The 18,839-nt window shown below is 54.5% G+C and carries 19 protein-coding genes and 1 other RNA gene; 11 read left to right on the forward strand and 9 right to left on the reverse strand.

The window, feature by feature from the left end:
- Positions 1 to 139: 139 nt before the first annotated feature.
- From garL to pflB, 8 genes are all read left to right on the forward strand, one after another.
- Positions 140 to 910: a 2-dehydro-3-deoxyglucarate aldolase gene (gene garL, locus IM299_RS05475; RefSeq protein ID WP_028014520.1), complete on the forward strand. Its 771-nt coding sequence runs from the start codon at positions 140 to 142 to the stop codon at positions 908 to 910.
- 21 nt (positions 911 to 931) lie between these two features.
- Positions 932 to 1,822, forward strand: coding sequence for a 2-hydroxy-3-oxopropionate reductase (gene garR, locus IM299_RS05480; protein ID WP_041907938.1), 891 nt, complete (start codon positions 932 to 934; stop codon positions 1,820 to 1,822).
- A gap of 59 nt (positions 1,823 to 1,881) precedes the next feature.
- Positions 1,882 to 2,258, forward strand: an RNA gene (rnpB, locus tag IM299_RS05485) — RNase P RNA component class A.
- Positions 2,259 to 2,946: 688 nt separating this feature from the next.
- Positions 2,947 to 3,867 carry a transcriptional regulator TdcA gene (gene tdcA, locus IM299_RS05490; RefSeq protein ID WP_028014518.1) on the forward strand — a complete coding sequence of 307 codons (921 nt, stop codon included), beginning with the start codon at positions 2,947 to 2,949 and terminating at the stop codon, positions 3,865 to 3,867.
- A gap of 96 nt (positions 3,868 to 3,963) precedes the next feature.
- Entirely contained in the window at positions 3,964 to 4,953 is a 990-nt protein-coding gene (tdcB, locus tag IM299_RS05495) for a bifunctional threonine ammonia-lyase/L-serine ammonia-lyase TdcB (protein ID WP_023326154.1), read from the forward strand.
- A gap of 9 nt (positions 4,954 to 4,962) precedes the next feature.
- Positions 4,963 to 6,294, forward strand: a complete 1,332-nt coding sequence (gene tdcC / locus IM299_RS05500) for a threonine/serine transporter TdcC (RefSeq protein WP_193357131.1) — start codon at positions 4,963 to 4,965, stop codon at positions 6,292 to 6,294.
- Positions 6,295 to 6,323: 29 nt separating this feature from the next.
- Positions 6,324 to 7,532, forward strand: a complete 1,209-nt coding sequence (tdcD, locus tag IM299_RS05505) for a propionate kinase (protein WP_193357132.1) — start codon at positions 6,324 to 6,326, stop codon at positions 7,530 to 7,532.
- 15 nt (positions 7,533 to 7,547) lie between these two features.
- Positions 7,548 to 9,842, forward strand: coding sequence for a formate C-acetyltransferase (gene pflB / locus IM299_RS05510; RefSeq protein ID WP_193357133.1), 2,295 nt, complete (start codon positions 7,548 to 7,550; stop codon positions 9,840 to 9,842).
- 56 nt (positions 9,843 to 9,898) lie between these two features.
- Here the strand turns inward: pflB and IM299_RS05515 are convergent, their stop codons facing one another.
- From IM299_RS05515 to IM299_RS05525, 3 genes are read right to left on the reverse strand one after another with little or no spacing between them, the layout of a single operon-like run.
- Positions 9,899 to 10,384, reverse strand: a complete 486-nt coding sequence (locus IM299_RS05515) for a type VI secretion system tube protein TssD (protein WP_048338835.1) — start codon at positions 10,382 to 10,384, stop codon at positions 9,899 to 9,901.
- A 21-nt stretch (positions 10,385 to 10,405) separates the two neighbouring features.
- Positions 10,406 to 10,723, reverse strand: coding sequence for a DUF1493 family protein (locus IM299_RS05520; RefSeq protein ID WP_045260103.1), 318 nt, complete (start codon positions 10,721 to 10,723; stop codon positions 10,406 to 10,408).
- A 2-nt stretch (positions 10,724 to 10,725) separates the two neighbouring features.
- Positions 10,726 to 11,175 (reverse strand): STM2901 family protein, encoded by a 450-nt coding sequence (locus tag IM299_RS05525; RefSeq protein ID WP_045260104.1) that lies wholly within the window; start codon positions 11,173 to 11,175, stop codon positions 10,726 to 10,728.
- A gap of 350 nt (positions 11,176 to 11,525) precedes the next feature.
- Here IM299_RS05525 and IM299_RS05530 point away from each other — a divergent pair, with 350 nt between their 5' ends.
- Complete coding sequence (locus tag IM299_RS05530) at positions 11,526 to 12,857, forward strand: amino acid permease (protein WP_193357134.1); 1,332 nt, start codon at positions 11,526 to 11,528, stop codon at positions 12,855 to 12,857.
- Between the two features lie 20 nt (positions 12,858 to 12,877).
- The gene (locus IM299_RS05535; protein WP_193357135.1) at positions 12,878 to 14,179 is read left to right on the forward strand and encodes a serine dehydratase subunit alpha family protein; all 1,302 of its coding nucleotides are present in this window, start codon (positions 12,878 to 12,880) and stop codon (positions 14,177 to 14,179) included.
- A gap of 53 nt (positions 14,180 to 14,232) precedes the next feature.
- Here the strand turns inward: IM299_RS05535 and IM299_RS05540 are convergent, their stop codons facing one another.
- Positions 14,233 to 14,934 (reverse strand): pirin family protein, encoded by a 702-nt coding sequence (locus tag IM299_RS05540; protein WP_048956675.1) that lies wholly within the window; start codon positions 14,932 to 14,934, stop codon positions 14,233 to 14,235.
- 104 nt (positions 14,935 to 15,038) lie between these two features.
- Here IM299_RS05540 and yhaJ point away from each other — a divergent pair, with 104 nt between their 5' ends.
- Positions 15,039 to 15,941, forward strand: a complete 903-nt coding sequence (gene yhaJ / locus IM299_RS05545; RefSeq protein WP_041907956.1) for a DNA-binding transcriptional regulator YhaJ — start codon at positions 15,039 to 15,041, stop codon at positions 15,939 to 15,941.
- A 41-nt stretch (positions 15,942 to 15,982) separates the two neighbouring features.
- Here yhaJ and IM299_RS05550 read toward each other — a convergent pair whose 3' ends face one another.
- The 5 genes from IM299_RS05550 to IM299_RS05570 form a co-directional block, all read right to left on the reverse strand.
- Positions 15,983 to 16,348 (reverse strand): DUF805 domain-containing protein, encoded by a 366-nt coding sequence (locus IM299_RS05550; RefSeq protein ID WP_028014511.1) that lies wholly within the window; start codon positions 16,346 to 16,348, stop codon positions 15,983 to 15,985.
- Positions 16,349 to 16,453: 105 nt separating this feature from the next.
- Positions 16,454 to 17,440, reverse strand: a complete 987-nt coding sequence (locus IM299_RS05555; protein ID WP_193357136.1) for a glutathione S-transferase family protein — start codon at positions 17,438 to 17,440, stop codon at positions 16,454 to 16,456.
- Positions 17,441 to 17,512: 72 nt separating this feature from the next.
- The gene (locus IM299_RS05560) at positions 17,513 to 17,905 is read right to left on the reverse strand and encodes a DoxX family protein (protein WP_014833394.1); all 393 of its coding nucleotides are present in this window, start codon (positions 17,903 to 17,905) and stop codon (positions 17,513 to 17,515) included.
- A gap of 241 nt (positions 17,906 to 18,146) precedes the next feature.
- Positions 18,147 to 18,443, reverse strand: a complete 297-nt coding sequence (locus IM299_RS05565) for a YqjK-like family protein (RefSeq protein ID WP_014885330.1) — start codon at positions 18,441 to 18,443, stop codon at positions 18,147 to 18,149.
- A complete protein-coding gene (locus tag IM299_RS05570) occupies positions 18,440 to 18,838 on the reverse strand; it encodes a phage holin family protein (RefSeq protein ID WP_041907961.1) in 399 nt (132 codons plus the stop codon). The genes IM299_RS05565 and IM299_RS05570 overlap by 4 nt, the downstream gene beginning before the upstream one ends.
- Position 18,839: the final 1 nt, after the last annotated feature.

Consider the following 18,839-nt stretch of genomic DNA (forward strand, 5'->3'; position numbering starts at 1 on the left):
AATGTGCTGACGTGTAGAGCCGATTATACTGAATGACGATTTTATAACGCCACCATTCAGTCAGAGAAATAAATATAAAGAATCTGTTCTGGAATAAATATTACTGGCTAAAACTGCGGAATTAAAAAAGGGTTAAGTGATGAATAACGATATCTTCCCGAATAAGTTTAAAGCTGCCCTCGCGGCGCACCAGATTCAGATTGGCTGTTGGTCCGCGCTGGCAAACCCTATCAGCACCGAAGTGTTAGGCCTGGCCGGATTCGACTGGCTGGTGCTGGACGGCGAACACGCGCCGAACGATATCAGCACCTTTATTCCGCAGCTAATGGCGCTGAAAGGTAGCCCCAGCACTCCGGTGGTGCGCGTGCCAACGAACGAGCCGGTGATTATCAAGCGTCTGCTGGATATCGGTTTCTACAATTTCCTGATCCCGTTTGTGGAAACGGAAGAACAGGCGGCGCTGGCCGTGGCCTCAACGCGCTATCCGCCGGAAGGGATCCGCGGCGTCTCGGTATCGCACCGCGCCAACATGTTTGGCACCGTGCCGGACTATTTCGCCCAGTCCAATAGCAACATCACTATTCTGGTTCAGATTGAAAGCCAGCAGGGCGTTGATAACGTCGATGCGATTGCAGCCACAGACGGCGTGGACGGTATCTTCGTCGGTCCAAGCGATCTGGCTGCGGCGTTTGGGCATCTGGGCAACGCCAGCCACCCGGACGTACAGCGCGCAATACAGCACATCTTTGCCCGCGCCAAAGCGCACGGCAAACCGTGCGGCATTCTGGCGCCGGTTGAAGCCGATGCCCGCCGCTACCTGGAGTGGGGAGCCACATTTGTTGCCGTCGGCAGCGACCTCGGCGTGTTCCGCTCGGCTACGCAGAAATTAGCGGACGCTTTTAAAAAATAACCATCATTGAGGAAACAGATTATGACGCTGAAAGTGGGTTTTATTGGTCTTGGGATCATGGGTAAACCAATGAGTAAGAACCTGATTAAAGCGGGTTACTCACTGGTGGTATCCGATCACAATCCACAGTCTGTGGCTGAGGTGATGGCGGCGGGCGCGGAAACAGCTACTACCCCTAAAGCCATTGCTGAGCAGTGCGATGTCATCATCACCATGCTGCCAAATTCCCCTCACGTCAAAGAGGTCGCGCTTGGGGAGAACGGCATCATCGAGGGTGCGAAGCCGGGCCTGGTGCTGATTGATATGAGCTCTATTGCCCCGCTCGCGAGCCGTGAAATCAGCGAGGCGTTAAAAGCGAAGGGCGTAGAGATGCTGGATGCGCCCGTCAGCGGCGGCGAGCCGAAAGCCATCGACGGTACCCTGTCGGTGATGGTGGGCGGCGATAAGGCCGTGTTCGACAAATACTATGACCTGATGAAAGCGATGGCAGGCTCCGTAGTGCATACCGGAGACATTGGCGCGGGCAACGTTACCAAGCTCGCGAACCAGGTGATTGTGGCGCTGAACATTGCCGCCATGTCTGAAGCGCTGACGCTGGCAACGAAGGCGGGCGTCAATCCGGACCTGGTCTATCAGGCAATCCGTGGCGGTCTGGCGGGCAGTACGGTGCTGGATGCCAAAGCGCCGATGGTGATGGATCGTAATTTCAAACCCGGTTTCCGCATTGATCTGCACATCAAAGATCTGGCGAACGCGCTGGATACGTCTCACGGCGTGGGTGCACAGCTACCGCTGACCGCTGCGGTTATGGAGATGATGCAGGCGCTGCGTGCGGATGGCCTGGGTACGGCCGATCACAGCGCGATTGCGTGCTACTACGAAAAACTGGCGAAGGTGGAAGTGGCGCGTTAATAGCATCTTGCCCGCACCTGAGGGTGACAGCGGCGCGCAAACCCTCTATACTGCGCGCCGAAGCTGACCAGACAGTCGCCGCTTCGTCGTCGTCCCTTTCGGGGGAGACGGGCGGAGGGGAGGAAAGTCCGGGCTCCATAGGGCAGGGTGCCAGGTAACGCCTGGGGGGGAAACCCACGACCAGTGCAACAGAGAGCAAACCGCCGATGGCCCGCGCAAGCGGGATCAGGTAAGGGTGAAAGGGTGCGGTAAGAGCGCACCGCGCGGCTGGTAACAGTCCGTGGCACGGTAAACTCCACCCGGAGCAAGGCCAAATAGGGGTTCACATGGTACGGCCCGTACTGAACCCGGGTAGGCTGCTTGAGCCAGTGAGCGATTGCTGGCCTAGATGAATGACTGTCCACGACAGAACCCGGCTTATCGGTCAGCTTCAACTTCTTCCAGAACCCCGCTTCGGCGGGGTTTTTGCTTTTAGGGTTTCGTAGCCCAGGTATGCGCATCGCCACCCGGCAACTCGCACAAACGACATCAATTCTCATATTTGCGACATTAAGCACATTTCACTGCATGACCCTTTCGGGCATCGCTATGCCTACCGCAAACGATCGTTATCACAAAATTTCACCCTAAAAAATGGTGAATTTACAGCATTGTTAATTTGTTGCGAATGTTAACTGAACGATCGCAAATATTTTCTTATTTGATATAAACATATTGAAATTAAAAACATTCAGGCTATGAATGTGTGACGTATTCCACTGTTTATGAAAAGCTGTCCAAAAATCCTCTGCAAAATTTGATAATTTGAAAGAATGTTTAAAAGGAATAACGGTTATTTATTGGCCTTTAATTGTCTGAAAGTTCGTCTTTATTGATTTATTTAACGCTGGGAAATTTATCAAGGTTATCGCCATAAAATAAATTTATTACTGCTGATTTTATTGATCGATATCAGCGTAATGGTGTGCTTTTAATTTTATATGGCATTGATTATAAAGTATTTTTTAGGTTCTTGTTGTGCCCGTAAAATGCGCGGGGAAGCAAATTGTGAGTAACAGCACATACCCCCTGAAACATTATTGGGTAGAATCCGCTGCGTCATAGGGAAATAAGCGCAGAATATTATGAATACTATTATTCTACCGAAAACTCAGCACCTCGTGGTATTTCAGGAAGTCATTAAAAGTGGCTCCATAGGTTCTGCCGCAAGACAACTAGGCCTGACGCAACCCGCCGTCAGCAAAATCATCAGCGACATCGAATCCTACTTCGGGGTGGAAGTGATGGTGCGTAAAAACACCGGCGTAAAACTCACTGCCGCTGGTCAGGTGCTGCTGTCATACGCTGAGTCGATCACCCGCGAAATGAAAAACATGGTGAGCGAAATCAACAGCCTCAGTTTTAGTACCGTCATGGACGTCTCCTTTGGCTATCCGTCGCTGATTGGCTTCACCTTCCTGTCTGAGATGATCAAAAAATTCAGGGAAGTGTTCCCGAAAGCACGCGTCTCCATGTATGAAGCGCAGCTCTCTTCATTCCTGCCCGCCATTCGCGACGGTCGGCTGGATTTTGCCATCGGCACGCTGAGCGACGGAATGTTGCTTCAGGACCTTCACGTTGAGCCACTGTTTGAATCCGAGTTTGTGCTGGTGGCGAGTAAATCACGAACGTGCACCGGCCCGACCAGACTGGCATCACTTACGCATGAGCAGTGGGTGATGCCGCAAACCGATATGGGCTACTACAACGAACTCCTGACCACCCTGCAAGACAACCACATCAGCATTGAAAACATCGTCCAGACCGATTCCGTCGTCACCATTTATAACCTTGTCCTGAATGCCGATTATCTGACGGTGATCCCCCGCGACATGATTGCGCCGTTCGGCTCGGACCAGTTTATCGTCCTGCCGGTGGAAGATGAATTACCCGTGGCGCGCTATGCCGCCGTGTGGTCGAAAAATTACAGTATTAAAAAATCGGCGTCAGTATTAGTTGAACTGGCAAAACAATATTCGTCGATGGATATCGATAAACGACGATAAAAATAATTAAGTTTTAAAACACCCGGAGCGACGCTTTTTAACGCTCTGATACCCTGACTTTGCCTGAAAACAATGAATTATTATAACGAGGATATTATGCACATTACCTACGATCTCCCGGTGACCATTGAAGATATTCAGGACGCCAGAAAACGCCTGGCGGGAAAAATTTATAAAACCGGCATGCCGCGCTCAAATTATCTCAGCGAACGCTGTAAGGGTGAGATATTTCTTAAGTTTGAAAATATGCAGCGTACCGGTTCGTTTAAAATACGCGGGGCGTTTAATAAGTTAAGTTCGTTGACGGATGCAGAAAAACGCAAAGGGGTAGTGGCCTGCTCCGCAGGAAACCACGCTCAGGGGGTGTCGCTCTCCTGCGCCATGCTCGGTATCGACGGCAAAGTGGTGATGCCGATGGGCGCGCCAAAATCCAAGGTCGCCGCTACCCGCGACTACTCCGCCGAAGTGGTGCTACACGGCGAGAACTTCAACGACACCATCGCTAAGGTGAGCGAAATCGTCGAGATGGAGGGGCGCATTTTTATCCCGCCTTATGACGATGCGAAAGTCATTGCCGGCCAGGGCACCATCGGCCTCGAAATTCTTGAAGATCTTTACGACGTGGATAACGTGATTGTTCCTATCGGCGGCGGCGGGTTAATTGCCGGTATTGCGACAGCAATTAAATCCATCAACCCGACAATCAATATTATCGGCGTACAGTCTGAAAACGTTCACGGCATGGCGGCTTCCTGGCAGGCCGGAGAAATAACCAACCATCGCGTTACCGGCACATTAGCCGACGGCTGCGACGTGTCTCGTCCGGGTAAATTAACCTTCGAAATTGTTCGTGAACTGGTCGATGACATTGTGCTGGTGAGTGAAGACGATATTCGCAACAGCATGATTGCCCTTATTCAGCGAAATAAAGTGGTGACGGAAGGTGCGGGCGCGCTGGCCTGCGCGGCGTTATTAAGCGGCAAGCTTGACCACTATATTCAGGGCCGTAAAACCGTCTGCATTATTTCCGGCGGCAATATCGATCTCTCCCGTGTTTCCCAAATTACCGGCTTCGTTGACGCATAAAGGTGACCTATGAGCAACACAGAAAGCATTGTCGTTGGCCAGACAAAAACGTCCTCCTGGCGTAAGTCTGACACCACATGGACGCTCGGCCTGTTTGGTACCGCCATTGGCGCAGGCGTGCTGTTCTTCCCCATTCGCGCAGGCTTTGGCGGACTGATCCCCATCCTGCTGATGCTGGTACTCGCCTTCCCGATTGCGTTTTACTGCCACCGCGCGCTGGCGCGCCTCTGTTTATCCGGCAGCAACGTCTCCGGCAACATCACCGAAACGGTGGAAGAGCACTTCGGGAAAACCGGTGGGGTGGTGATCACTTTCCTCTACTTCTTCGCCATTTGCCCGCTGCTGTGGATTTACGGCGTCACCATTACTAACACCTTTATGACCTTCTGGGAAAACCAGCTCCAGATGCCTGCGCTGAACCGCGGCGTGGTGGCGCTGTTCCTGCTGCTGCTGATGGCCTTTGTGATCTGGTTCGGGAAAGACCTGATGGTGAAGGTGATGAGCTACCTGGTGTTCCCGTTCATTGCCAGCCTGGTGCTGATTTCCCTGTCGCTGATCCCGTACTGGAACTCGGCGGTAATCGACCAGGTCAACCTGAGCGATATCGCCTTTACCGGTCATGACGGCATTCTGGTCACGGTGTGGCTGGGGATCTCCATCATGGTCTTCTCCTTTAACTTCTCGCCCATCGTCTCCTCGTTCGTGGTCTCCAAGCGCGAAGAGTACGAGCCGGAGTTCGGTAAAGCATTCACCGAGCAGAAATGTTCCAAAATCATCGGTCGCGCCAGCCTGCTGATGGTGGCGGTGGTGATGTTCTTCGCCTTTAGCTGCCTGTTTACGCTCTCTCCGCAGAACATGGCGGATGCCAAAGCGCAGAACATTCCGGTGCTCTCTTACCTGGCGAACCACTTTGCCTCGATGTCGGGCAGTAAATCCACGTTCGCCACGGTGCTGGAATACGGCGCCTCCATCATCGCGCTGGTCGCTATCTTTAAATCCTTCTTCGGCCACTACCTGGGCACGCTGGAGGGGCTGAACGGCCTGATCCTCAAGTTCGGCTACAAGGGCGATAAGAAGAACGTCTCCGTCGGCAAGCTGAACACCATCAGCATGATTTTCATCATGGGCTCCACCTGGATTGTGGCCTACGCCAACCCGAACATTCTCGACCTTATTGAAGCCATGGGGGCGCCAATTATCGCTTCTCTGCTGTGTCTGCTGCCGATGTACGCCATTCGTAAAGCGCCCGCGCTGGCGAAATACAAAGGCCGGACCGAGAACATCTTCGTGACCGTGGTCGGCCTGCTGACCATTTTGAACATCGTTTACAAACTGTTCTAACCCAAAGCTCAGGAAGAGCGGAGTAACACATGACTGAATTTCCGGTAGTACTGGTTATTAACTGCGGATCGTCCTCCGTTAAGTTTTCGGTGCTGGACGCAGCAGGCTGCGATGCCCTGCTGACGGGCATTGCGGACGGCATCAACACTGAAAAAGCCTTTATTTCCGTGAACGGGGGTGAGCCGGTCAGACTGGCTCACCAGGACTACGAAGGGGCGCTGGCCGCCATCGCCCTCGAGCTGGAGAAACGCGACCTGATGAGCAGCGTGGCCTTGATTGGCCACCGCATCGCTCACGGCGGCGATCTCTTCAGCGAGTCGACCCTCATCACGGAAGAGGTCATTGAGCAGATCCGCCTGGTTTCCCCGCTGGCGCCGCTGCATAACTACGCCAACCTGAGCGGCGTGCAAGCCGCAGAGCGCCTGTTCCCCGGCGTGCAGCAGGTGGCGGTATTTGACACCAGCTTCCATCAGACCATGGCGCCGCAGGCGTATCTGTACGGTCTGCCGTACCGCTATTTTGAAGAGCTGGGCGTGCGCCGCTACGGCTTCCACGGCACCTCTCACCGCTACGTGTCCGCGCAGGCGCACGCGCTCCTCGGGCTGTCCCCCGAGGACAGCGGCCTGGTGATTGCTCACCTCGGCAACGGGGCGTCCATCTGCGCGGTGCGCAACGGTAAAAGCGTCGATACCTCAATGGGGATGACGCCGCTGGAAGGGCTGGTGATGGGCACGCGCTGCGGCGACGTGGACTTCGGCGCAATGGCGTGGATTGCCCAGCAGACCGGCCAGTCGTTCGAGGATCTGGAGCGCGTGGTCAACAAAGAGTCCGGGTTGCTTGGCATCTCCGGTATCTCCTCCGATTTACGCGCGCTGGAGAAAGCCTGGCATGACGGCAATGACCGGGCGCAGCTGGCGATAAAGACCTTTGTCCACCGCATAGCGCGGCATATCGCCGGTCACGCCGCGTCTCTGCACCGTCTGGATGGCGTGATTTTCACTGGCGGCATCGGTGAAAACTCCACACTGATCCGCGCGCTGGTGGCGGAACATCTGAAGGTGTTTGGCATCGCGCTCGACGAGGCGAAAAACGCTCTGCCGGGCAGCGCGGGTGCGCGCGTCATCTCCACCGAGTCGTCCCGCGTGACCTGCGCGGTTATCCCTACCAACGAAGAAAAAATGATCGCGCTGGACGCCCTCCGTCTTGGGAAGGTCACCCCGGCTGCGGCTTACGCCTGATAAAGCGAGAATCTGATGAAAGTAACAATCGATACGGGCATCGCGCCCTACAGCGACGCATGGGCTGGGTTTCACGGTGAAGAATGGAAAAACGCCGTTAACGTCCGCGATTTTATTCAGCATAACTACACCCCTTATGAAGGCGATGAAGCTTTCCTCGCGCAGGCGACGCCAGCAACGACGGCGCTGTGGCAGAAGGTGATGGTCGGCATTCGTCAGGAGAATGCTACTCACGCTCCGGTGGATTTTGACACCAACATTGCCACCACCATTACCGCCCACGGACCGGGCTATATCGACCAGGATCTTGAGACGATCGTCGGCCTGCAAACCGACAAGCCGCTCAAGCGCGCCCTGCATCCGTACGGCGGGATCAACATGATCCGCAGCTCGTTCGAAGCCTACGGACGGGAAATGGATCCGCAGTTCGAATACCTGTTTACCGACCTGCGTAAAACCCACAACCAGGGCGTGTTTGACGTTTACTCCCCGGAGATGATGCGCTGCCGTAAATCTGGCGTGCTGACCGGTCTGCCGGACGGCTACGGGCGCGGGCGCATCATCGGCGATTACCGCCGTGTGGCGCTGTACGGCGTCAGCTATCTGGTGCGCGAGCGTGAACTGCAGTTTGCCGATCTGCAGGGGAGGCTGGAGCGCGGCGAAGATCTGGAGGCGACGATCCGCCTGCGCGAGGAGCTGGCGGAGCACAGGCGTGCGTTGCTGCAGATCCAGCAGATGGCGGCAAACTATGGCTTTGATATTTCACGTCCGGCGATGAACGCGCAGGAAGCGGTGCAGTGGGTCTATTTTGCCTACCTTGCCGCAGTGAAATCCCAGAACGGCGGGGCGATGTCGCTGGGGCGCACGGCCTCGTTCCTTGATATCTACATTGAGCGCGACATGCAGGCAGGAAGGCTTAACGAGGTGCAGGCCCAGGAGCTGATCGACCACTTCATCATGAAGATCCGCATGGTGCGCTTCCTGCGCACGCCGGAGTTCGACACGCTCTTCTCCGGCGATCCGATCTGGGCCACGGAAGTGATCGGCGGCATGGGGCTGGATGGCCGTACGCTGGTGACAAAAAACAGCTTCCGCTACCTGCATACCCTTCATACCATGGGGCCCGCGCCGGAGCCGAACCTGACGATCCTCTGGTCTGAACAGCTGCCGATCGCGTTTAAGAAATACGCCGCGCAGGTGTCGATCGTCACCTCGTCGCTGCAGTATGAGAACGACGATCTTATGCGCGCCGACTTCAACAGCGACGACTACGCCATTGCCTGCTGCGTCAGCCCGATGGTGATCGGCAAGCAGATGCAGTTCTTTGGCGCACGCGCCAACCTTGCTAAAACGCTGCTGTACGCGATCAACGGCGGGGTGGACGAGAAGCTGAAGATCCAGGTCGGCCCGAAAACCGAGCCGCTGCTGGATGAGGTGCTGGATTACGACACCGTGATGGCGAGCCTCGACCACTTTATGGACTGGCTGGCGGTGCAGTACATCAGCGCGCTGAATCTCATTCACTACATGCATGATAAGTACAGTTACGAAGCCTCGCTGATGGCGCTGCACGATCGTGACGTCTATCGCACCATGGCCTGCGGCATTGCCGGGCTGTCGGTGGCGGCGGATTCCCTGTCGGCGATTAAGTACGCCACGGTGAAACCAGTGCGCGACCACAACGGCCTGGCGGTGGACTTCGTCATCGAAGGGGACTATCCGCAGTACGGCAATAATGACGATCGCGTGGACAGCATCGCCTGCGACCTGGTGGAGCGCTTTATGAAGAAGATCCAGGCGCTGCCGACGTATCGCAACGCGGTGCCGACTCAGTCGATCCTGACTATCACCTCCAACGTGGTCTACGGCCAGAAAACGGGCAACACGCCGGACGGACGCCGCGGCGGCACGCCGTTTGCGCCTGGCGCCAACCCAATGCACGGTCGCGACAGGAAAGGGGCGGTGGCTTCGCTAACGTCGGTCGCCAAGCTGCCGTTTACCTACGCCAAAGACGGGATCTCCTATACCTTCTCCATTGTGCCGCAGGCGCTGGGCAAGGATGAACTAGTGCGCAAAACCAACCTGGTGGGGCTGCTGGATGGGTACTTCCATCACGAAGCGTCTATTGAGGGCGGGCAGCACCTGAACGTCAACGTCATGAACCGGGAGATGCTGCTGGATGCCATTGCCCATCCGGAGAGCTACCCGAACCTGACAATTCGCGTATCCGGCTATGCGGTACGGTTTAACGCCCTGACGCGCGAGCAGCAGCAGGACGTGATTTCGCGGACGTTTACGCAGGCGATGTGACGCAGGCCAAATAATCCGCCCCCTTCAGATAAGGGGGCTTTTTTGTCTGCTAAAAATCATGCAGATGTTCGTTCATTCCATGCATCAGAAAATTGAATATTGCCATCGCAGTAAGTCCAGATTGCTTTTTCGTATCTCAACTGAATGGATTCAAGATGGCCCGTACCGGGACAGTTACGTGTATCGTTAACAATAGGGGAGATTGATACGACCTTTACACCTTCCAGTTCAGTTCTGAAGTATTCAACTTCCCTTCCCGCATCGTTAATTCGATAATATCTTATCTCAACTTTTTTTAGGTTTTGCCCTGTAGCCACAGCCTTATAAAGATACGGAGATGAACTATCTATCTCCTTCTCGAACAAGAAAGGGGCATGCTTGCGCGTTCCGGTTAATCTCCCGGAAAGAGGATCTGTTGGAATACTTAAATTATGGGTTAACCCTCTAATTTCAACACTCCCTTCCCGATCCTGTACATCACTTGAACCCTTAATAAGTGAGCCGCCATCGTCAAAAAACCAAATATGAACCGGTACAGCCATAAATCATGCTCCTTTCGAAAATCAGTGGTGGATCCATGTGCCTGCTTTTACCGCCTCAGCAAACATTCTTACGGTTAATGGCTTCGATATTTGTTTAACGGGTTCTTGCGTAAACCATTTTCTGAAAAACCAGGTTTGAGTCCAGGGGAAATAGTTTTGCGTGGGCACATTGATAAGATACTTTTTCTCAAACTTCTCAATGACATAAACGATATCATCCAGATCGGTGTAATCCTGTAAAACATCGTCTAACTCGAGCGGGATCCTCTTGCCCGTAAATGTTCCCTGTTCTGGTAAATTTTCCCTGAAGAACTTCAAAACATCATTTTCACTATTCATATTCACCAAATCCGATCTTTAGGGTGAGCAATCGTATTATATCGTGAGAGTGTTTTGTAACTTATCGTTGCAAGATCAGCAGCAAGTATGGTTATCCCCAATGCAGGGATCCATCGACCAATGAATGCACCTAAGTTTTTGGTATACATTGGTTTTCGGTATTTAAAGCTTGCGAGGGTAATCGTAGGTAATCGGTGTGGTAGCTGTACATTCAGAAGATCACGAAGATACTTAGAAGCCACGGAAGTACCTATAGTAGCCGTTTCTGGCTTTGTTCTGGTCTCAAGTATAGGTAAACCAAGGATCATAGTAGCCATCATTACTGCATCTTTTAATCCACCGAACTGTTCATCGGTAGTATCAAGGAAAATCCAAAAAAATAACTCAGACGCCGAGATATTACATACACCTTTATAGAAGTATGTTCCATTGAGCTCTTCAACGGTATCCATATCATAGTCATAATAATAGAGTGGTTTCAGTGATGCTATCGTATAAAAATTTGAAGGCATAAAGTAGAACAATCATCTTTATAAATTCCTAAAAAAGATCCATTTCTTAAATATATTGATTCTGTGAAATGCGTCACTTTTAGAATTTTTTACCAAACATCATTAAAAATGAGGCGTTTTTTTCTCTAAACTTAGGAAGTCCGCATAAAGATTGTGACTTTTTTCTCCCGCGCTACGGATATGATCTTCCCACACCAATAACACACACCTGCACTCTCTGAATCGTAATCGCTGGCGATCGGAACCCTATAAAAAACAACTGTTTACCCTACAAAATAAGCGAGTGCCCAATGAATATGGCAACAAACAGCAGTGTGATTGTGAATGATTCCCCTTCGGCAAGGCGGGCGGGAATGAGCGAAAGCGAGTGGCGAGAGGCGATCAAATTCGACAGCACCGACACGGGCTGGGTCATCATGAGTATCGGGATGGCTATCGGCGCGGGTATCGTTTTTCTTCCGGTGCAGGTTGGATTAATGGGGCTGTGGGTCTTTTTGCTCTCCTCGATTATTGGCTATCCGGCCATGTACCTCTTCCAGCGATTATTTATTAATACGCTGGCGGAATCCCCGGAATGTAAAGACTACCCGAGCGTGATTAGCGGTTATTTAGGTAAAAACTGGGGCATCTTATTAGGTGCACTTTATTTCGTGATGCTGGTCATCTGGATGTTTGTCTATTCCACGGCTATCACCAACGACAGCGCATCCTATTTGCACACCTTCGGTGTCACCGAGGGGTTGCTGTCGGAAAATCCGTTCTACGGTTTATTCCTGATCTGTATTCTGGTCGCCATCTCTTCGCGCGGTGAAAAGCTGCTGTTTAAAGTCTCCAGTCTGATGGTGCTGACCAAATTATTTGTGGTGGCGGCGCTGGGGCTTTCGATGATCGGCCTCTGGCATTTAGCCAACGTGGGCATGCTGCCGCCGATGGGGTTGCTGATAAAAAATGCCATTATTACGCTGCCCTTTACCTTAACCTCCATTCTGTTTATCCAGACATTAAGCCCGATGGTGATTTCCTATCGTTCACGGGAAAAATCCGTTGAGGTGGCGCGTCATAAGGCGCTGCGGGCGATGAATATCGCCTTTGGCATACTGTTTGTCACGGTCTTCTTCTACGCCGTCTCTTTCACCCTGGCGATGGGACACGACGAAGCGGTGAAAGCCTACGAGCAGAACATTTCCGCCCTGGCGATTGCGGCGCAGTTTATCAGCGGTGACGGCGCGGGCTGGGTCAAAATCGTCAGCGTGATCCTCAATATTTTTGCCGTGATGACCGCCTTCTTCGGCGTCTATCTCGGCTTCCGCGAAGCCACGCAGGGGATCGTGATGAATATCCTGCGCCGTAAAATGCCGGCTGAACGTATTAATGAAAGCATCGTCCAGCGCGGGATCATGCTGTTCGCTATCCTGCTGGCCTGGAGCGCGATCGTATTAAACGCGCCGGTACTGAGCTTCACCTCTATCTGTAGCCCCATCTTCGGCATGGTGGGCTGCCTGATCCCTGCGTGGCTGGTCTACAAGGTACCGGCGCTACATAAATATAAGGGCGTATCGCTGGTGATTATTGTCATCACCGGGCTGCTGCTTTGTGTTTCTCCTTTCCTCGCATTTTCCTGAGGGCAAATAAGGTCGTAACGATGTCTGAGCAAACTCATCCTTTATGGAATCAATTTATTCGCGTAGTGCAGGAAGAAGTTAAGCCTGCGCTGGGGTGCACCGAGCCCGTTTCTCTGGCCCTTGCCTGTGCGATTGCCGCAGAGCAACTGCCTGGCGACGTCACGAAGATTGAGGCGTGGGTATCGCCGAATCTGATGAAGAACGGGCTTGGCGTAACGGTGCCGGGCACCGGCATGGTCGGCTTGCCCATTGCGGCGGCGCTGGGTGCCATCGGTGGCAATGCGCAGGCGGGGCTGGAGGTGCTGAAAGATGTCACCGCCGATGCGCTGGCGCGGGCCAAAGCAATGCTTAACGCCGGTCTGGTGCAGGTGAAATTGCAGGAGCCGTGCGATGAGATCCTCTATTCACGTGCCTGCGTCTACGCCGGTGAGGCCTCGGCCATGGTGACCATTGCGGGCGGACATACCCGCGTGGTGGAGGTGGTTTGTCACGGCGAAACGCGCTTCAGTCTTGACGAGCGGCAGGCCGAGGTAAGTAACGATCCGCTGGCGGTACTGTCAAATACCACGCTCTCGCAGATCCTGGAGTTTGTGGAGCAGGTACCGTTCGAGGCGATCCGCTTTATCCTGGAAGCAGGGCAACTGAACGACGCGCTCTCTCGTGAAGGGCTTAGCGGGAAGTGGGGGCTACACATTGGCGCCACCCTCAATAAGCAGCGCGCACGCGGATGGATGGCGCAGGATCTGGGTTCAGACATCGTTATCCGCACCAGTGCGGCCTCGGATGCCCGCATGGGCGGCGCGACGCTGCCGGCGATGAGCAACTCGGGCTCCGGGAATCAGGGAATTACAGCCACCATGCCGGTTGTCGTGGTCGCTGAACATGTTCAGGCCGATGACGAACGGCTGGCGCGGGCGCTGATGCTCTCGCATCTGTCGGCTATCTACATCCATTACCAGCTTCCGCGTTTGTCCGCGCTGTGTGCGGCGACAACGGCCGGTATGGGGGCCGCCGCAGGGATGGCGTGGCTGATGGGCGGAAGCTATCAGACGATTGCAATGGCCATCGGCAGTATGATCGGTGACGTCAGCGGGATGATCTGCGACGGGGCGTCTAACAGCTGCGCCATGAAAGTCTCGACCAGCGTCACCAGCGCCTGGAAAGCCGTGATGATGGCGCTGGATGAGTCGGGCGTGACGGGCAACGAGGGGATTGTAGCGCACGACGTGGAGCAGTCGATCGCGAACCTGTGCGCGCTGGCGTGCCGCTCAATGCAGGCAACGGACCGGCAGATTATTGAGATTATGGCGAGTAAGGTGTAGCGATTGGCATTCGTCCCTCTTCCCAAAGGGGAGAGGGACCGATCGAGCAACTCTTACACCGGCAAATCAATCAGCAGCGCGCGCAGCGGCGTATCTGCCACCAGGGTGATATTCGCTTCGTCACGAATAAACGCCCCGTCGCCGCAGGTGAGCGCTTCTTTCTCTTCCGCGTGCGTTACCGCATGCACCGTACCGTGAATGGACTGCAAATAGGCGCGCGGGCCGTGCAGCTGGAAGCTTGCCTGTTCACCTTTTTTCAGTTCGATATGGTGCAGCCATACCTGCTGTCGCAGCTGCAAGCTGTCCTTGCTGCCGTCAGGCGAGGCAATCAGCTGCTGTTTATCGCCCTTCAGATCTATTTTCTGCACCAGCGGGTTTTCTCGCTCAGGGCACGCGTCGAGCCACAGCTGCATGCGCGTCAGCGTTTTGTCTTTGCTGAGGTTATGCTCGCTGTAGCTGATGCCCGGCTGCGTGGAAATTAACAACGCTTCGCCAGCCTTTGCCTGGATATGATTGCCCTCGCTATCGCGGTATTCTGCCTCGCCTTCCAGGATCAGGTTCAGGATATCGACTTTCGGATACGTACGCGGCTGGAAGGAGGCGCCCGGGGCGAGCACTTCCTGGTTCAACACGCGCAGTGAAGCGTAACCGAGGAGTTTAGGGTCAAAGTAGTGTCCAAAGGAAAAGGTGTAGCGGGCCTGCAGCCAACCGAAATCGGCTTGTCCGCACTGTTTCGCTGTTCTTGTCGTAATCATAAACTTGACCTCTCTTTACACTAAAACAATGGTAAAGGTATGGACGCTGCATTGTTAGCCAGATATTCTGCCTGGTATGTTCAAATTTCCTGAATGAGAACGAGATGGCTAAAGAGAGAGCATTGACGCTTGAGGCGCTTCGCGTCATGGACGCGATTGACCGGCGCGGCAGCTTTGCCGCGGCGGCAGATGAACTGGGGCGCGTTCCGTCTGCGCTAAGCTACACCATGCAAAAACTGGAGGAAGAGCTGGACGTCGTGCTCTTCGATCGCTCCGGTCATCGAACAAAATTCACCAACGTGGGGCGGATGCTGCTGGAGCGAGGTCGCGTGCTGCTGGAAGCGGCGGACAAGCTCACCACGGACGCCGAAGCGCTGGCGCGAGGTTGGGAAACCCACCTGACGTTAGTCACCGAAGCGCTGGTGCCGACCGAAGCGCTGTTCCCGCTGGTAGACCGCCTGGCGGCGAAGGCCAATACGCAGCTGTCGATCATCACCGAGGTGCTGGCCGGGGCGTGGGAGCGTCTGGAGACGGGCAGGGCGGATATCGTCATTGCGCCTGACATGCATTTCCGCTCATCGTCAGAAATCAACTCGCGCAAGCTCTACAGCGTCATGAACGTTTACGTCGCCGCGCCGGATCACCCGATTCACCAGGAGCCGGAGCCGCTCTCTGAAGTGACGCGCGTGAAGTACCGCGGCGTGGCGGTGGCGGATACCGCGCGCGAGCGTCCGGTGCTGACGGTTCAGCTGCTGGATAAACAGCCGCGTCTGACGGTCACGTCACTGGAAAACAAGCGGCAGGCGCTGCTGGCCGGTTTGGGCGTGGCGACGATGCCCTACCCGTTTGTCGAAAAAGATATTGCGGAAGGGCGACTGAGGGTGGTGAGCCCGGAGTATACCAGCGAAGTGGACATTATTATGGCGTGGCGCCGCGACAGCATGGGCGAAGCCAAATCGTGGTGCCTGCGCGAAATTCCAAAGCTGTTTGCGCATCACAACAAATAAGCGAGCAGGCCCGGTAAGCGTAAGCGCCACCGGGCAGTAATTTACGCGCCGATCTTAGGATCCGGACCAAAGCGGTTTTCGCCCGGCGTCCCGCTCTGGCAGTTGAAAATTAAAATCACGATCCAGCCGACAAGCGGGATCAACAGCAACAGCAGCCACCACGCCGAACGATCGGTGTCGTGGAGACGACGAAACAGCACGGCCCATGAAGGCAGCAAAACCAGCAAGCCATAAATCGTAGTGAGTACACCTTCACCGCCGGCGCGCTCCCAGCCGAGGATTTTATCCACGATGCCCAGCACCATAATCAGGACGAAGTTCACCAGAACGAACATCCAGTACTCTTTGCGGCGGGCGCGGCCACCAAATCCAACGTAGTTGCGCAGTACTTTTAAATACCAGTCCATTTTCCTTGCCTCTTAATCAGTCAATCACTTGTTTTCTAAGCGATCGAGGTAAGGATAGATGTATGCTGTGAATTAAAAAAGGGAATCAATTGATTCCCTAAATAATTATCCGAAACGCACGTCGCGCCCGTGCGGTTCATCCATATCCTGCCACGGGCCAATGGAGATAATACCCGTCGGGTTGATGGTCTTGTGGCTGCGGAAATAGTGGGTGCGAATATGGTCGAAGTCGACCGTCTCCGCGATGCCCGGCATCTGGTAGATGTCGCGCAGGAAACCATGCAGGTTCAGGTAGTCGCTGATGCGGTGCTTGTCGCACTTAAAGTGGGTGACATAGACCGGATCAAAGCGAACCAGCGTGGTCCACAGGCGAATGTCCGCTTCCGTCAGGCGATCGCCCGTCAGGTAGCGATGCTGGCCCAGGATCTGCTCCAGGCGTTCCAGCGATTCAAACACCTTTCCGACCGCTTCGTCATAGGCTTCCTGGCTGGTGGCGAAACCGGCCTTATAGACACCGTTGTTGACGTTGTCGTAAATCCAGCTGTTCAGCTCGTCAATCTTATCGCGCAGTTCAACCGGATAGTAATCCCCGGCGCGGGCGCCGTGCGCATCAAACGCGGTATTGAACATGCGGATGATTTCCGCGGACTCATTGCTGACTATCGTCTGGTTTTTCTTGTCCCACAGCACCGGCACGGTCACGCGCCCGGTGTAGTGCGGATCGGCGCGCAGGTAGAGTTGGTAGAGGAAATCGTGGTGATACAGGTCATCACCGGTCGCGGCGGGGAAATCACTGTCAAACGTCCAGCCGTTTTCCAGCATCAACGGGTTGACGACTGAAACCGGAATGAAGGATTCGAGGCCTTTTAGCTTGCGCACGATCAGCGTGCGGTGCGCCCACGGGCAGGCGAGGGAAACGTACAGATGATAACGATCTTTCTCAGCCGCGAAGCCCCCTTCGCCACTCGGGCCGGGGGCGCCGTCGGCGGTCAGCCAGTTACGGAAGGCCGAAACAGAGCGCTTAAAGCGTCCACCGGTGGATTTGGTGTCATACCAGACATCCTGCCAGACGCCGTCTACGAGTTGTCCCATTTTTTACTCCTCCGTCAGATAGCAAAAGCGAGGAGATGTCTCCTCGCTTTGTGTTTATTCAGTATAGCGTGCTTACCATTTCTTATTCAGAACGCGGTCGATGCTGTATGCGCCTGGGCCGGTGATCGCCAGCAGCAGGAAGCCACCCGCGATGGTCAGGTTTTTCATAAACATCAGTGAGTTCACGCCTTCCGCAAAGTTGCTGTGGAAGATGAACGCCGTCAGCAGGGTGAAGCCTGCGGTAAACAGCGCGGTGGTGCGGGTCAGGAAGCCGAACAGAACCGCCAGGCCGCCGCCAAATTCAAGCAGAATGGTCAGCGGCAGCAGGAACCCCGGAACGCCCATGGCTTCCATATACTGCTGGGTACCCGCATATCCGGTGATTTTGCCCCAGCCTGCCACGATAAACAGAATTGGCATCAGAATACGCGCGACCAGTACACCAACATCTTCTAATTTTTTCATTTTACTCTCCAGGAAACCACATAAGCGGCTGAACATTATTTGTCTGCAATTCCGGGTAGATACCGCGGCTCTGCTGTCGATGGAGAGGAGTGTAAACGGGGCGGGTAGCAATTGTTAGCAAGGAAAACTGTCAATCTTCTTCAAAGATATTGAGTAAGGGCAGGTGCGCGCTGGTGCCCTCAGCCCACGGGGAGAAGGGCAAAAACAAAAAACGGTAACCTGAGTTACCGTTTTGCGTTTATCACCGTAGCTGTTGTTGCCGCAACGTTGCTTTGACCAGACGCCAGGCGCTCCAGGCACCAAAACCGCGTCGGGCCCAGCGGATGAGCATATTCGGATGACGAACCGTCCAGATAGCCATCACGCTGCTGCCGACCAGCGCCCATGAACGCAGGCTCAGGAAGGTATTCCAGCCACGGTCAAACCGTCGCGTCGCGTCGATCCAGTCACGGCGGCTGGCAGACAGATCCAGCCGCTGCTGCTGGATCTGACTTAACAGGTACGCTTTTCGCTTCTGACGTTCCGCTTTATCGCTCACGGCTTGTCATCCTCCAGCAGGGCGCGATCGTTAGCCAGTTCCTGGCGCGTGTGGCGCAGGAAAGTGGACCTGCGCGCTTTACGCATCGTCCATATGCCGCCAATCAGCGCCGCGACCAGCAGAACGACGGTCGTGGCAATCATCGCGTTAAGTCGATACTGCGGGTCAATGGCCCAGATGATTAACACCATCAGGCTCATCAGACCAAACGCGGCGAAGAGCATGGTCAGCCCGAGCATCAGCAGCATCTGGAAGAGGTTCGCTTTCTCCTCTTCCAGTTCGACCACTGCCAGCCGGACGCGCGTTTCGGCAATCCCAACCAGCGTCGTTAAAATACGCTGGCCGATGCCGAGGACGTTATTAGCAGGCCCTTGTGCGTGACGAGGATCTTCCATA

It is taken from the genome of Enterobacter cloacae complex sp. P47BA, from assembly GCF_014930485.1.
Taxonomy (GTDB): domain Bacteria; phylum Pseudomonadota; class Gammaproteobacteria; order Enterobacterales; family Enterobacteriaceae; genus Enterobacter; species Enterobacter bugandensis.

Excerpts from the sequence above, each read along its gene's own strand:
- tdcA (WP_028014518.1), top strand. The coding sequence starts at position 2,947 with ATGAATACTATTATTCTACCGAAAACTCAGCACCTCGTGGTATTTCAG.
- tdcB (WP_023326154.1), top strand. The coding sequence starts at position 3,964 with ATGCACATTACCTACGATCTCCCGGTGACCATTGAAGATATTCAGGAC.
- tdcD (WP_193357132.1), top strand. The coding sequence starts at position 6,324 with ATGACTGAATTTCCGGTAGTACTGGTTATTAACTGCGGATCGTCCTCC.
- IM299_RS05535 (WP_193357135.1), top strand. The coding sequence starts at position 12,878 with ATGTCTGAGCAAACTCATCCTTTATGGAATCAATTTATTCGCGTAGTG.
- IM299_RS05555 (WP_193357136.1), bottom strand. The coding sequence starts at position 17,440 with ATGGGACAACTCGTAGACGGCGTCTGGCAGGATGTCTGGTATGACACC.
- yhaJ (WP_041907956.1), top strand. The coding sequence starts at position 15,039 with ATGGCTAAAGAGAGAGCATTGACGCTTGAGGCGCTTCGCGTCATGGAC.
- IM299_RS05560 (WP_014833394.1), bottom strand. The coding sequence starts at position 17,905 with ATGAAAAAATTAGAAGATGTTGGTGTACTGGTCGCGCGTATTCTGATG.
- IM299_RS05570 (WP_041907961.1), bottom strand. The coding sequence starts at position 18,838 with ATGGAAGATCCTCGTCACGCACAAGGGCCTGCTAATAACGTCCTCGGC.
- garL (WP_028014520.1), top strand. The coding sequence starts at position 140 with ATGAATAACGATATCTTCCCGAATAAGTTTAAAGCTGCCCTCGCGGCG.
- tdcC (WP_193357131.1), top strand. The coding sequence starts at position 4,963 with ATGAGCAACACAGAAAGCATTGTCGTTGGCCAGACAAAAACGTCCTCC.
- garR (WP_041907938.1), top strand. The coding sequence starts at position 932 with ATGACGCTGAAAGTGGGTTTTATTGGTCTTGGGATCATGGGTAAACCA.
- pflB (WP_193357133.1), top strand. The coding sequence starts at position 7,548 with ATGAAAGTAACAATCGATACGGGCATCGCGCCCTACAGCGACGCATGG.
- IM299_RS05550 (WP_028014511.1), bottom strand. The coding sequence starts at position 16,348 with ATGGACTGGTATTTAAAAGTACTGCGCAACTACGTTGGATTTGGTGGC.
- IM299_RS05525 (WP_045260104.1), bottom strand. The coding sequence starts at position 11,175 with ATGGATACCGTTGAAGAGCTCAATGGAACATACTTCTATAAAGGTGTA.
- IM299_RS05515 (WP_048338835.1), bottom strand. The coding sequence starts at position 10,384 with ATGGCTGTACCGGTTCATATTTGGTTTTTTGACGATGGCGGCTCACTT.
- IM299_RS05520 (WP_045260103.1), bottom strand. The coding sequence starts at position 10,723 with ATGAATAGTGAAAATGATGTTTTGAAGTTCTTCAGGGAAAATTTACCA.
- IM299_RS05540 (WP_048956675.1), bottom strand. The coding sequence starts at position 14,934 with ATGATTACGACAAGAACAGCGAAACAGTGCGGACAAGCCGATTTCGGT.
- IM299_RS05530 (WP_193357134.1), top strand. The coding sequence starts at position 11,526 with ATGAATATGGCAACAAACAGCAGTGTGATTGTGAATGATTCCCCTTCG.